Raw genomic sequence first — 13,719 nt, 5'->3', positions numbered from 1 at the left:
GGAGGTTGTGTGCTGGCGGAGCTCGGCTATCTCTCACTATTGCTGGCGACCGGGCTCGCCCTGCTGCAAGGGCTGCTGCCCTGGCTGGGGCTGCGGCTCGCCTCCCCACTCTGCTGCGCTGCGCCACGCCGCTGGCGCTGATCAATGCCATCCTGCTGTTGACCGCCCTACTGCTGCTCGCCAGCTGTTTTAGCCTCGATGACTTCACCCTGGTCTATGTGGCCCAACATGCCAACAGCGCCCTGCCGCTGGGCTTCAAGCTGGCGGCGGTATGGGGCGGCCACGAGGGCTCCATGCTCTTTTTCGTCTTTGCGTTGGGGCTGTGGGGCGCCCTAGTGGCCCTTTGCTCCAAGCGGGTCGATCCACTGATCACAGCCCGGGTACTGGCCATCATGGGGCTGATCGTCGGGCTGTTCGGTCTCTATACCCTGATCTTCTCCAGCCCGTTTGACCGCCAGTTCCCGGGACCGCTGGAGGGGCGCGATCTCAATCCCATGCTGCAGGACATCGGCCTCATCATCCACCCGCCCCTGCTCTATCTCGGTTACGTCGGCTTTGCGGTCAACTTCGCCTTCGCCATGGCGGCGCTGCACTCGGGTCGGCTCGATGGCGCTGTGGCCCACTGGAGCCGCCCCTGGGCGCTCGGCTCCTGGGTGTTTCTCACCGCCGGCATCGTGCTGGGCTCCTGGTGGGCCTATAACGAACTGGGCTGGGGCGGCTGGTGGTTCTGGGATCCGGTAGAAAATGCCTCCCTCTTGCCCTGGCTGCTGGGCACTGCCCTGCTGCACGCTCTGATTGTCTGCGAGAAGCGCGGTGCCTATGGTCACGCAGTGCTGTTGCTCTCCATCTTCACCTTCGCCTTGAGCCTGCTCGGCACCTTCGTGGTGCGCTCCGGAGTGCTCACCTCGGTGCACGCCTTTGCAGTCGACCCCAGCCGCGGCCTCACCCTCTTGTTACTGCTCGGCTTGCTATTGACCTGCGCCCTCACCCTGTTTGCCCTGCGCGCAGACATTCGCGCCCCCTATGCCCGCTTTGGCTTGCTGTCAAAAGAGGGGCTGCTCGGCGCCGCCATCCTGCTGCTCTGCGTGGCCTGCGCCAGCGTGCTGCTCGGCACCTTCTACCCCATGGTGTTCCAGTCGCTCCATCTGGGCTCGCTCTCGGTGGGCGCCCCCTATTTCAATACCATCTTCGTGCCGCTGGCCCTCTGCCTGATGGCACTGATGACCCAGCTGCCGCGCCTGCGCTGGCAGCAGCTTGCGCCACATTCCCGACTCAACGCTCTGTTGCCACCGCTGTTTGGCCTGCTTGGCGGCGGGCTCATTAGCCTTGCCTATCTGGAACAGGGATCGTTTTCCGGTAGCTGGAGCGGCATCCTCGCCAATATGGTGAGCCTCTGGCTGATGGCCAGCCTGTTGCTCCCGCTCTTGGAACCGACGTCGCTGCGCGAGTTCACCCTCAATCGGTTCGGCAGTTTGCTGGCCCACCTCGGGGTGGCGGTGTGCGCCCTCGGGATCAATCAGGTGAGCCACCACATTCAGGAAGGAGGCACTGTGCTAAGTGCCAACCAACCCTACCAACTCGGCGCGTTCGAATTTCGCTATGAGGGGCGCGAGCCGGTGATCGGCCCCAACTATACCGCCGAGCGGATCACGCTTAGCGTGCGCAAAAATGGTAAAGAGGTGGCGCGGCTGACGCCTGAGCGGCGCCACTACAGCGTGCGCACTATGAACATGAACGAACCCGGCATCGCGTGGGGAATGCTCGGCGATCTCTACGTGGTGCTGGGTGAGAAGATGGGGCCAGATGCCTATGCCATGCGGCTGCACTACAAGCCGCTGGTGCGCTGGATCTGGCTCGGCGGCCTGTTGATGATGGCGGGCGGCGCCCTGCGTCTGCTCGCCCGTCGCCCTTTGCTAGCCTCCCGTTCCGTTGCGGTTGGCACCACCCATCCCCGGCTCGAACAGGAGGCGTTATGAGATCCCGCCTGCGCCTCTTTCTTCCACTGCTGCTGACCCTGAGCCTCGGCATCCTGCTCTGGCTCGGCCTTGGCAACAATCCCTACAGCCAGGATGAGGCAACGCTCGGACGTACCCTGCCTGCGTGGCAGAGCGACAATCTGCTGGATGGGAGCCAGATCCAGACCACAAGCCTCAAGGGCGAGCCCTTTGTCCTTAACGTCTGGGCCAGCTGGTGCGTCAACTGCCGCGCCGAGCATCCGTTGCTCAGCGAGCTCGCGGGCACAGTGCCCCTCTATGGTCTCAACTACCGGGACAAGGGGAATGCGGCCCGCGCCTGGCTTATCCAGGCGGGCAACCCCTATCGCGCCGTACTGGCCGACCCCGACGGCAAACTGGCGCTGGAGCTCGGCGTCTACGGCACGCCAGAGACCTATCTGTTTGATGCCGATGGTGCCCTGCTCGCCCGCCATACCGGCGAGCTTACCAAAGGGATCTGGCAACGTCAGTTTGCCCCCCTGCTCGACCAGGCGCGAGCTGACGCGCAAATGAAGACCGCGACAACGGCACACGCAATTGCGCCATCTATTGCAACATCAGCTCGGGAGACACAGCCATGATGCGCCGTTCTCTTGCCTGCGCCCTGCTGGCCCTCGGCATGCTGCTGAGTGCAACTGCATATTCCAGCGGGGTCGATACCTATCAGTTTCGCCACCCCGAGCTGCAAAATCGGGCGCAAGAGCTGGCCCGCGCCCTGCGCTGCCCCCAGTGCCAGAACCAGAATCTGGTAGAATCCAACTCCCCCATCGCCCGAGATCTGCGGCTAGAGGTCTACCGCTGGGTGGACGAGGGACAGAGCGATGAGCAGGTGATCGCCCGCATGACGGAGCGCTTCGGCGATTTCGTCCGCTACGATCCCCCCTTAAAGGCCAGCACGGCGCTGCTGTGGGGCGGTCCCCTGCTGCTGTTGGGGCTGGCGCTGTTGACCCTGTTTCGCGGCCTGACACGCACTAAGGCGCAACCCATCCCTGTCGTTAAGGCAATCGATGAGTCAATCTATCAACCCGCCGCCGATCCGCGCAGCGAATTGAATTTGCTGATCATGCACGGGGAGCAGGCAGGCCTCTCCCCCGACCAACCACTCTACAGGGAGCTGAGCGCCGCCCGCCTGGCCAGCGCTATCCCGGCGGCTGAGCTGACCCTGCGTGCGCAACTGGCCAGCCAGCATGACAATCGCGGCCGCAATAACCGGCACGGGCGGGCCTTGTTGCTGCTTGGCCTCTTGGCCATCGCGGCTGTTGCCGCTGTGTATCTCGGCACCGGCCGCTATCAGGCATGGCAGGATTATGCATCCCGTCCTGATCCGCTGGCGGGGTTGAGCCCGCGGGATCTGCAGGACAAGGAGCTGGGGAGTCTGCATCAGAAGCTTCAGCGCAGCCCCGCCGATCTCGACAGCTGGGCGGCGCTCGGCCAGCTCTATCTCTATCGGGGTGAATATGACAACGCCCTGCTCGCCTACCAGCGTCTCGCTCTGTTGGAGGGGGGCGCTAGCGCGGCGACTCAAGCCGCGCAAGCCACCGTGCTCTACTATCAGGCGGGCCAACAGCTGACTCCCGAGGCAACCCGCCTGCTGGAGAGTGCCCTCAAGCAAGATGCGGGGGAAGTGAGCGCCCTGATGCTGCTTGCCTCCGATCACTTCCTGCATGGCCGCTACAGTCAGGCCATTGCCCTGTGGCAGCAACTGCTCGATGGCGAGCGCCCTCGCATCAACCGGGCCGCGCTGATCGAGGCGATCCAGACGGCAAGCATAATGGGCGGGTAACCCCTTGATTGAAGGAGGGTAATCGTGGTGATATGGCGCCGCGACCACGCAAGTGGTTCAGCACTCTCTTTCAATAGACAAGGATGTCTGGATGCAACTCACCCTGTTAAACGACTCGGGCAAATTCGATGGGCTCGATGACACCATTAGGCATGTCTTTGCCGAGACGGCGCACAAATTGAATGCCTTGTTCGATCTCTCCCAACTGGATGTCACCTTCAGCCCTTTTGCCGAGGGGGATGCTCCCGACTCGGGTATCGGTGGCTGGGCCATCAACATGTATCGGATAGAACTCCAGCTTGATCTGGAACGGCCTGATATCAAAGAGGTGATCATCACCGAATTGCCTGCCGTGCTGGCCCACGAAGTCCACCATATAGTGCAAAAGAAGAACAAGGTGGAAGCAGAAACACTGGCCGAAAACCTGATTTTTGAAGGGCTGGCCTGCTACTTTGAGCAGAGGTTCAATGGCGGCACCCTCCCCTCGCTGTTCAAGGAGTCTCATCACCATGACTGGCAATCGCTCCTGGCAGAGATGACGCCCCATCTATCCAGCAAGCAGTTCAACTTTTTAGACTTTTTCTACTGCCGTGATAACCGGCCATTTCCCAAATATGCCGGTTACTGGGTGGGGTTCAATCTGGTGGCCAACTATCTGGCCAAAAATGGACTGAATGAAATAGAGGTCATGGGCCTGCCCGCCGAGGCGTATTTCAATTAACACGCCTTCACACTGTTCATGGCTATCACAGAGCCCAAACCCGGAGAGAAGATCATGATCCCCATTCGCTGCAAGGCCGTCTCCGGCGTTGCCCTTACTACTGTCGATGGCGAAAACAAATTGCTGGTGATGAAACGGGTCAAGGGGGGCTTCTGGTGCCATGTGGCGGGCACGGTGGAGGTGGGTGAAACCGGCTGGCAGACCATTATTCGGGAGTTTGGCGAAGAGACGGGGATCCGGGTCACCGAACTCTACAACGGCCAGTATCTGGAACAGTTTTACGAGGCGAGCTTGAATACGGTGGAGGTGGTGCCGGTCTTTGTGATCTATTGCCCGCCCAATCAGGCTGTGGCCCTCAACGATGAGCACACAGACTATCGCTGGTGTTCCCTGGCCGAAGCCAAGGCGCTGGTGAGTTTCCCCGGCCAGAAGGCGCTCTACGACCATATCTGGCACCATTTTGTCGACAATGCTCCCTCTCCCCTGATGCGGGTCGATATCTGCTGACCGCGCACGGCTTCCCCCTGTAAATGCAACACGCCCCCAGATGGGGGCGTGTTATATCTAAAGCCAGCCAAGCGCTTTTGTTAGACCACGCCGATGGCCTACGGCTGATCGCCAGCCGCCAGACGGCGGTTGATATCGGCGATAACCGGGGCGATGTCGGCCAGGGTATCAATCACATAGTGTGCCCCCGCCGCCCGCAGTTTGGCCTCGGCCGGTGCGCGCCGGGCGGCGATTTCCGCCTCGCTCATGGCGGCAAACTCTTCCCAAGTGGCACCAAATTCGTTGCCGGAGACCGACAATCCCACCGTCCACATGCCCGCGTTAAGCCCTTCGCAGATACCCGGCACGGCGTCATCCACCTTGATGCAGCGATGCACCGCGCTCACTCCCAGCTCAATTACGTTGGCCAGCGCCATCCAGGGACCGGGGCGACCACCAGCCTTGAGATCGTCGGTGGCGACCCAGTGATCCGGGCGGTAGCCGTGATCGGCCGCAGCAGGTACCAGCGCCTCCATCACAGGACGGGGATAACCGGAGCAGGAGCCGATTTTCATCCCCTGCACCCGCAAAGCGTCCAGCACCGGCAGCACACCGGGGATGGGGGCGGCAAAGCGGGTCACGGCGGCAATCTGCAGCGGCATAAAGGTGTGATAAATGTGGTCCACCTCGGCGTGGCTCATGGGGTGGCCAAAGCGAGCCTGCCAGCGCGCATCCACCGAAGGCAGACGGCCCAGCGCGGCGATATGATCCCACTTGCCAAGGCCCATAGGCTGGCGCGCCTCATCCAGGGTCACGGGAAAGTCATAGGCGCGGGCGAAGGCCTCGACGAAGATGGAGGTGGGGGCGAAGGAGCCAAAATCGACGACGGTACCGGCCCAGTCGAGGATCAGCGCCTCTACGTCGGTGATCGGGTCTACAACAATCTGCAAGTCAGTCATGGTGGTGTTCCTGTTTCGGTGAAAGTGCGATCTCGCCGAGGGCGCGATCGAGAATGGTGATAGCGCGCACCAGATCAGCGCGGGCGATATTGAGTGGGGGCGAGAGCTGGATGACGTTCCCTTGGGAGACCTTGAAGCTGAGCCCCAGCTCCAGACAACGGTAGAGCAGCCGCTCGGCGGCCTGGCTGTTGCGGGTGCGACTCTGGTGATCGACCACCAGATCGAGCGCCCAAAGCATACCGATACCGCGCACCTGCCCGATCAGCGGGTGACGCTTAGCCAACTTGCCGAGCTCGGCCGCCATAAAACGGCCATCCTCCTGCGCTTTTGCCAGCAATCCAGCTTCGCGGATTGTCTCTATAGTGGCGAGGGCCGCCGCGCAGCCGATAGGGCTCTTCTCGTGGGTGTAGTGACCGAGCGAAATAGCTGCGGCCTGATTGAAACGGTCGCGGGTAATGAGCGCGGCAAACGGCACCACCCCGCCCCCCAACCCCTTGCCCAGACAGATGATGTCGGGTTCGATGCCGAACTCTTCAAAGCTGAACCAGTGGCCGGTGCGGCCCAGGGCATTGGGGATCTCGTCGACGATCAGCAGCACCTTGTGGCGATCGCAGATCTCCCGCACCCGCTGCCAGTAGGCCTTCGAGGGCACCTGCACATCGGTGTTGCGGATAGGTTCGGCAATAAAGGCGCCGATCCCTCCCTCCTTCTCGATGACGAACTCCAGATAATCGGCGTAGTGCACATCATCCCTCTCCCCGCGATACCAGACACCGCGATAGCGGGTGGGAGGCGGAATGCGCTCCACTCCGGCCATCAAGGGGCCCATGCCGGCGCGAAAACAGGCTTCACCGCCGACCGAGATGGCATCGAGGGAGGCGCCGTGAAAGGCATCCCAGAGCGACACCACCTTGCTGTTGCCGGTGATGAAACGGGCGAGCTTCAGGGCAATCCCCACCACCTCGCTACCGCCGGGGGCGAACAGCACCCGGTTGAGATCGCCGGGAGCCAGCTCGGCCAGGGTACGGGCGCAGTCGATGGCAACCTGATGGGTGTAGCGGCGGGGTGCAAACGGCAGATCGGCGAGTTGCTGCTGCACCGCGGCCACCACCCTGGGGTGACCGTGACCCAGCTGATGAACGCTGTTGCCGTGAAAATCGAGGTAACGCTTGCCCGATACACTGGTCAACCAGCTCCCCTGCGCCCCCTCGATCAAATCCAGACAGGGGGTGGAGAGTGCCTGATGGAGGAAGTAGCGGCTATCCTCCGCCAATCCCGCCTGCACCGCCTCGCTCTGGTCAGCCCACCAACGCGCCCGCCCCTCGCCAAGGTTGATATCCCCTTCGCTATCGGCGCGGCCGCTGCCGTGCAGCTTATGGTCATGCAAATCGCGGCCACGCAGATCACGACCCTGAGCCAGCATGCTGGTCATCGCGCGTCCCCTTGCCAATAGCAGGCGCTGGCCATGGCGGCGAGCAGATCGCGCACCCGCTCAGGGGTCACGTCGCCGATATTGCCGATACGGAAGCAATCGGCTTGGGAGACCTTGCCCGGGTAGATGACAAAGCCCTGCGCCTTGAGCCGCTGGTAGAAATCGGCGAAGCGGTAGTCAGGGTGGGCCGGAGAGTAGAAGGCGGTGATGATGGGGGATTGCCATTTTTCTGGCAGCAGCGGCGCAAAGCCGAGGGCAGCCATGCCATCCACCAGGGTGCGCTGGTTCTCGCTGTAGCGCTGATGGCGGGCGGCAATGCCCCCCTCTTCATCCAGCTCGCGCAGCGCCTGGGCAAAGGCGAGTACGGTATGGGTGGGCGAGGTAAAGCGCCACTTGCCCCCCTGCTGCTCCATGGTCTGCCACTGGGCGTGCAGGTCGAGGGAGACAGAGCGGGCGCGACCGGCGCAGGCCGTGAGCGCAGCGCGGCGGGCGATGACGAAGCCAAAACCCGGCACCCCCTGAATGCACTTGTTGGCCGAGCTGATGAGAAACTCGATGCCAAGGCGCCCCATGTCGATGGGGATGCCACCAAAGCTGCTCATGGCATCGACGATAAGGCGAATGCCGCGGCGCTGGCAGAGCTCGGCCACCTCCTCCAGCGGATTGAGCATGCCGGTAGTGGTCTCGCAGTGCACCATGGCCAGATGGGTGATCTCGGGGTGGCGTGCCAACATCGCCTCGATGGCGGCGGGTTCGGGGCGGGTTGTCTCGCCGCAGTCGAGCTCGTGGTGACGCAGGCCAAGGCAGCGGGCCATCTCCCCCATGCGGGCACCGTAGGCGCCGTTGTTGATGATCAGCAGACACTCATCGACACCTATCGCCGAGCCCAGCACGCTCTCCACCACATAGCTGCCGCTGCCCTGCAGCAGCACGGTGCTGTAGTCGCTTTGATATTCCGGGCCAGTGGCCAGCCGCACCAGCTCGCGGCGGATGGGCTCCACCACACCCTGGTTGTAGTCCGCATCCCAGGTACAGCTGTCTTGCAGCATGGCGGCGCGCACCGTCGCGGTAGTCGAGAGGGGGCCCGGGGTCAGCAGCAGGTAATCGACGGCGGCGGGGGCCACAGGAATATGGGTCATGACTTCGCTCCTTTTTGGTATATACCAGAATGAGCGCATTGTGGGTAACTGCCCCGCCAAGGTCAAAGGGGTGGCGCTACGTGCAACAAAAAATTCATTTTCAGCGCCGGGATCGCGATAATCTAGGAAGCCTGAACAGCAGGGGCGATGCTGGTATCTACCAATATTTTTGACGCCGCCGTTTAACGACCGCGCAAATGACCTGCCCTGTGCCCAGCCCATTGCCCAACTTATTGCATAACCAGGGATTTTCATGAGCAAACCGCAATATCTGCAGATCAAGGATGCCCTCGCCAACCAGATCCTGGCAGGGGGGCTGGCCCCCAACGACAAGCTCCCCTCCGAGCGGCTGCTGGGGGAACTCTATGGCACCACAAGGGTCACCATTCGCGAGGCACTGGTGCAGCTGGAGGCGAACGGCCTTATCTATCGGGAGGATCGCCGCGGCTGGTTCGTCACCCCGCCACGCTTTCGCTTGAACCCCAGACGCACCTCCAACTTTCACCAGATAGTGCGGGAGCAAGGGGGTGAGCCGCACACCGAGCTGCTGGAGAAAAGCCGCCAGGCGGTACCGCCCGCGTTGATGGCGCAACTGCAGCTCAAGCCGTTTGACAGCCTCTTTTTGCTCAAGCGGCTGCGCTACGCCAACGGACGCGCCATCTGCTACTGCGAGAACCACTGCCTGCCAGAGCGGGTACCCGGCCTGCTGGCGCTGGATCTCAACGGCAGTCTGACCGAGATCTACCAGGCCCATTACGATCTCCACTACGCCCGCATGCAGGTGCGCTTCTTCCCCACCGCCCTGCCGGACGAGGTTGCCAAGGCGCTGGGAGCCACCGCCGGTCTACCCGCCCTGCGCCTCGAGCGACTCAACTTCGATCAGCACGGACGGGTGCTCGACTTCGATCTGGAGTACTGGCGCCACGACAGCCTGGAGATCGAAGTGGATACCCAGGATTAGTCACGGATAAATCAGGAACGGCAAAACGTCACGGGGCTGTCACGGTCACGTCATAAAGATCCCCTAGCCTCTCTCTCGACCAATCTGGTTTATACCAAACCAATTTAACTGGAGAAGAGGATGAAACAGGGAACCCATCTGCTTGCCGCCGCCGTGCTGGCTGCCATGACCGCCCCGGCACTGGCCGCGACCGATCTCACCGTCTACACCGCCTTCGAACCGGAGCAGCTCAACGAGCTGAAAACCGCGTTCGAACGCCAGCATCCGGATATCAACATCAAGTGGGTGCGTGACTCCACCGGCGTGGTCACCGCCCGCTTGCTGGCAGAAAAAGCCCAGCCCAAGGCGGATGTGGTATGGGGACTGGCCGCCACCAGCCTGATGCAGCTCGACCAGCAGCAGATGCTCAATGCCTATGCACCGAAAGGGCTGGAGAAGCTCGACAGCCGCTTTCGCGACAGCAAGGCCGAGCCGCACTGGATCGGTCTGGACGCCTTCTTCAGCGCCATCTGCTTCAACAAGGTAGAGGCGGAAAAACAGGGGATCCCGGCGCCCACCAGCTGGGCCGACCTCACCAAGCCCATCTACAAGGGCAAGGTGATCATGCCCAACCCCAGCTCCTCCGGCACCGGTTACCTGAGCGTTGCGGGCTGGCTGCAGACAATGGGTGAGCAGCAGGGCTGGCAATTCATGAACGGCCTGCACCAGAACATCGACCGTTACACCCACTCGGGCTCCGCCCCCTGCAAGCTGGCCGCCAGCGGTGAAACGGTGATCGGTATCTCCTTCGACTTCCCGGCTACCAGCCTCAAGGCCAAGGGTGCCCCCATCGAGGTGGTGTTCCCGAAAGAGGGGTCGGGCTGGGATATGGAAGCCGCCGCCATCATCAAGAGCACTCCCAAGCTGGAAGCCGCCAAACAGCTGCTCGACTTTGCCGCCACCGAACAGGCCAACGCCCTCTACAACAAGTCGTTCGCAGTGGTCGCCATCCCCGATGTAGCCCAACCGAGAGCGGGCTATCCGGCGGATATCAAAGGCCAGATGATCGACAACGACTTTAGCTGGGCAGCCCGCGAGCGTAACGCCATCCTGGCCCAGTGGAGCGCCAGCTTCGACGGCAAGACCGAAGCCAAACAGTAAGCGTGAAGGACGGCGGTTTGTTCACGCCAGACACACCGCTGCCAATAAACTGCCAGTCGAAGGCCAACAGCTGTTGGCCTTCACTTTTTGGTTTTAACTTCCCGAGTTTGCATTGCCTTCAATTAGCGATGCTTAGTCCATTCGCACAGTGCCCAGCCACTTGCTGGCGACCCGATGTCATTTGACTGTCATCAAGCTGTCATCCCCCGATCACCTGACCGTCACACTTCACCCCCAAACTGGTATATACCAAATCAGTAGCGAGTCGAACCATGACCCAGCCCTATCTGGACATTCAACATCTCAACAAGCAGTTCGGTGCTTTTCAGGCCCTTAAAGAAATCTCTCTGACCATTGAGCCGGGGGAGTTTATCTGCTTTCTCGGCCCCTCCGGCTGCGGCAAAACCACCCTGCTCAGAGCCATCGCCGGCTTGGATCTGCCGGACAACGGCGAGATCTGGCAAGGAGGGCGCAATATCTCCCGCCTGCCGCCCCAGGAGCGCGATTTTGGCATCGTGTTTCAGTCCTATGCTCTCTTCCCCAACCTGACGGTGGCCCAGAACATCGCCTTCGGCCTTGAAAATCAGGGGTTGGCGCGGGATCTCATCAAGGAGCGGGTGGACCACTGGCTGGGGCTGGTGGATCTCACCGCCCAGTCCCACAAATACCCGAGCCAGATCTCCGGCGGCCAGCAGCAGCGGGTGGCGCTGGCCCGGGCGCTCGCCCTTTCCCCCGGTCTGTTGTTGCTCGACGAACCGCTCAGCGCGCTGGATGCGCTGGTGCGCACCCATCTTCGCAGCGAGATCCGCGCCCTGCAGCAGCGCCTTGGCATCACCACCATCATGGTGACCCACGATCAGGAAGAGGCGCTGACCATGGCCGATCGCATCGTGGTGATGGAAGGCGGCCGCATCGTACAGGTGGGCACCCCGCAGGAGATCTACCACCAGCCTGCCAGCCGTTTCGTGGCAAGCTTTGTCGGCACCATGAACTTCCTCGACACCCTGGTGCTAAGCCCCACTCAGGTGCGCCTCAACGAGCAGCCGCTGACACTCGCCAACCGGGCCGTGGCCGGCAGCAAATTGCAGGTGGCAATCCGCCCCGAGGCGATCACCCTGAGTGCGCCGAACGAGCCGTATCTTGGCCAACATGGCATTGAAGCAACCATCGATCAGGTAGAGTTTCTCGGCGCCGCTCAGCGCCTTATCTGCACCGCCGACACCTATCTGGGCCCGCAGCAGATCCTGGTGGAGCGCCCGACCCACGAGCTGCCACGCCATGAACAGGGTGGCTGGCGCAGCGGCATGCGCTGCTCGCTGCACTGGCCCGCTGGGGCGATGCAACTGTTTGAAGGAGATCGCCCATGACAACACCCCTTGCGACCTCCTCCCTGTTGCCGCCAGCGGCAGCCCGGCAAGACGCCCGCCGGCAGCGCCTTTGTCGCGGCTGGAGCCGGGATCAGCTGCTGCAACTGATCCTGCTGGTGCTCGGCATCGCCCTGCTCACCGGCGGTCTGCTGCTGCCGCTGCTCACCATGCTGCAAAAGAGCCTGCAGGATGAGAACGGCCTCTGGGTGGGCCTTGCCAACTTCAGTGCCTACTTCGACTCCCCTCATCTGGGGCGCACCATCGGCAACACCCTCTGGCTCGGGGTACTGATCACCGCGCTGGTGGTGACCATCGCCTTTGGCTACGCCTATGCCCTCACCCGCACCTGCATGCCGGGCAAGCCCCTGTTTCGCCTCATCGGTTTGATCCCGCTCCTGATGCCCTCCCTGTTGCCCGCCATCAGTCTGGTCTACTGGTTTGGCAATCAGGGGATCGCCAAGGGGCTGCTCGGCGGCGAGAGCATCTACGGCCCCATCGGCATCGTCATTGGTCTGGGCTTCTGGTGCTTCCCCCACGCCCTGATGATCCTTATCACTGCGCTGGGCCAGAGCGACGCACGCCTCTATGAAGCCTCCCGGGTGCTGGGCAGCAGCGGCTGGCGCACCTTTGTCACCGTCACCCTGCCTACTGCCCGTTATGGCCTGCTCAGCACCGCTATCGCGGTCTTCACCCTCACCATCTGCGACTTCGGAGTTGCCAAGGTGATTGGCGGCCAGTACAGCGTGCTGGCTACCGATATCTACCGGCAGGTGATCGGGATGCAGAACTTCTCCCTCGGCGCCGTTGCCAGCGTCACCCTGCTGCTGCCGGCACTGTTGAGCTTTGCGCTGGAGCACAGAGTGCGCAGCAAGATGCAGGAGCAGAGCAGCACCAAGGCGGTGCCCTATCAACCCAAACCCCATCGGCTGCGAGATCTGCTGGCGCTCGGTTGGTGCACGCTCTGGGCCCTGCTGTTTCTGGCGCTGGTGGGGATGGCGGTTTACGGCTCCCTGGTGCAGTTCTGGCCCTACAACCTCGGGCTGACGCTGGATCACTACGCCTTTGACAGCAACAGCGTCTACGGCTGGCAGCCATTTACCAACACCTTGCAGCTGGGCCTCTATACCGCGCTGATCGGCACCGCGCTGGTGATGGTGCTGGCCTGGGCGCAGGAGAAGGGACGCCACTTCGCGCCGCTGCGCCAATTGCTGCATCTGCTCGCCATGCTGTCGCTGGCGGTACCCGGCATGGTGCTGGGGCTGGGTTATATCTTCTTTTTCAACGGCAATCCGCTCTTTGGCGGCCTCTACGGCACTCTGCCACTGATGGTGCTCTCCTGCGTCATCCACTACTACACGGTGGGTCATATGACGGCGCTGACCAGCCTCAAGCAGTTGCCCAAGGAGTTGGAGCTGGTGGCCATCTCATTGCGCATTCCGCTCTGGAAGGCGTTCTGGCGAGTCACCCTGCCCGCCTCCCTGCCCGCACTGCTGGAGATCTTTATCTATCTGTTCGTCAACGCCATGACCACCACCTCGGCGGTGATCTTCCTCTATTCGAGCGACAGCGTGCTCGCCTCCATCGCCGTGCTGAACATGGAGGATTCCGGCGATACCGCTGCGGCCGCCGCCATGGCCACCCTGATCCTGCTGGCCGCCGCCACCGTCAAGCTGCTCCAGCTCTTTTTGAGCCGCGCCCTGCTGGATCGCACCCAGCGCTGGCGCCACCAATAACCTT

Annotated in this window: 11 protein-coding genes and 1 pseudogene; 9 read left to right on the top strand and 3 right to left on the bottom strand. The window is 62.3% G+C overall.

The window, feature by feature from the left end; translation table 11 throughout:
* The first annotated feature begins 9 nt into the window (after positions 1 to 9).
* The 5 genes and pseudogenes from nrfE (at position 10) to ACTG2O_RS13535 (ending at position 5,005) form a co-directional block, all read left to right on the top strand.
* Positions 10 to 1,976 (top strand): annotated as a pseudogene (nrfE, locus tag ACTG2O_RS13555) (heme lyase NrfEFG subunit NrfE).
* Complete coding sequence (locus ACTG2O_RS13550) at positions 1,973 to 2,575, top strand: DsbE family thiol:disulfide interchange protein (RefSeq protein WP_439976029.1); 603 nt, start codon at positions 1,973 to 1,975, stop codon at positions 2,573 to 2,575. Before nrfE ends, ACTG2O_RS13550 begins: the two are co-directional and overlap by 4 nt.
* The gene (gene nrfF / locus ACTG2O_RS13545) at positions 2,572 to 3,777 is read left to right on the top strand and encodes a heme lyase NrfEFG subunit NrfF (RefSeq protein ID WP_439976027.1); all 1,206 of its coding nucleotides are present in this window, start codon (positions 2,572 to 2,574) and stop codon (positions 3,775 to 3,777) included. The genes ACTG2O_RS13550 and nrfF overlap by 4 nt, the downstream gene beginning before the upstream one ends.
* A 91-nt stretch (positions 3,778 to 3,868) precedes the next feature.
* The gene (locus tag ACTG2O_RS13540) at positions 3,869 to 4,498 is read left to right on the top strand and encodes a DUF2268 domain-containing putative Zn-dependent protease (RefSeq protein ID WP_043824168.1); all 630 of its coding nucleotides are present in this window, start codon (positions 3,869 to 3,871) and stop codon (positions 4,496 to 4,498) included.
* 54 nt (positions 4,499 to 4,552) lie between these two features.
* Entirely contained in the window at positions 4,553 to 5,005 is a 453-nt protein-coding gene (locus ACTG2O_RS13535; protein WP_439976025.1) for an NUDIX hydrolase, read from the top strand.
* 98 nt (positions 5,006 to 5,103) lie between these two features.
* On the opposite strand, the gene phnX is transcribed toward ACTG2O_RS13535, so the two are convergent.
* Genes phnX through phnW form a run of 3 tightly spaced genes read right to left on the bottom strand, consistent with a single transcriptional unit; the run spans position 5,104 to position 8,514 of the window.
* A complete protein-coding gene (gene phnX, locus ACTG2O_RS13530; RefSeq protein WP_439976023.1) occupies positions 5,104 to 5,943 on the bottom strand; it encodes a phosphonoacetaldehyde hydrolase in 840 nt (279 codons plus the stop codon).
* On the bottom strand, positions 5,936 to 7,375 hold the full coding sequence (locus ACTG2O_RS13525; RefSeq protein ID WP_439976021.1) for an aspartate aminotransferase family protein: 1,440 nt from the start codon (positions 7,373 to 7,375) through the stop codon (positions 5,936 to 5,938). Before ACTG2O_RS13525 ends, phnX begins: the two co-directional genes overlap by 8 nt.
* A complete protein-coding gene (phnW, locus tag ACTG2O_RS13520) occupies positions 7,372 to 8,514 on the bottom strand; it encodes a 2-aminoethylphosphonate--pyruvate transaminase (RefSeq protein ID WP_439976019.1) in 1,143 nt (380 codons plus the stop codon). The genes ACTG2O_RS13525 and phnW overlap by 4 nt, the downstream gene beginning before the upstream one ends.
* A 253-nt stretch (positions 8,515 to 8,767) precedes the next feature.
* Here phnW and phnR point away from each other — a divergent pair, with 253 nt between their 5' ends.
* From phnR to ACTG2O_RS13500, 4 genes are all read left to right on the top strand, one after another.
* On the top strand, positions 8,768 to 9,475 hold the full coding sequence (phnR, locus tag ACTG2O_RS13515; protein WP_005352498.1) for a phosphonate utilization transcriptional regulator PhnR: 708 nt from the start codon (positions 8,768 to 8,770) through the stop codon (positions 9,473 to 9,475).
* A gap of 120 nt (positions 9,476 to 9,595) precedes the next feature.
* A complete protein-coding gene (locus ACTG2O_RS13510) occupies positions 9,596 to 10,615 on the top strand; it encodes a putative 2-aminoethylphosphonate ABC transporter substrate-binding protein (RefSeq protein WP_439976017.1) in 1,020 nt (339 codons plus the stop codon).
* A 272-nt stretch (positions 10,616 to 10,887) separates the two neighbouring features.
* Positions 10,888 to 11,982, top strand: coding sequence for a putative 2-aminoethylphosphonate ABC transporter ATP-binding protein (locus ACTG2O_RS13505; RefSeq protein WP_439976015.1), 1,095 nt, complete (start codon positions 10,888 to 10,890; stop codon positions 11,980 to 11,982).
* Entirely contained in the window at positions 11,979 to 13,715 is a 1,737-nt protein-coding gene (locus ACTG2O_RS13500; protein WP_439976013.1) for a putative 2-aminoethylphosphonate ABC transporter permease subunit, read from the top strand. Before ACTG2O_RS13505 ends, ACTG2O_RS13500 begins: the two co-directional genes overlap by 4 nt.
* The last annotated feature ends 4 nt before the right edge of the window (positions 13,716 to 13,719 follow it).

Source organism: Aeromonas sp. 61P (assembly GCF_051919545.1).
GTDB classification, from domain to species: domain Bacteria; phylum Pseudomonadota; class Gammaproteobacteria; order Enterobacterales; family Aeromonadaceae; genus Aeromonas; species Aeromonas veronii.
This window is presented reverse-complemented; position numbering and strand designations above follow the sequence as displayed.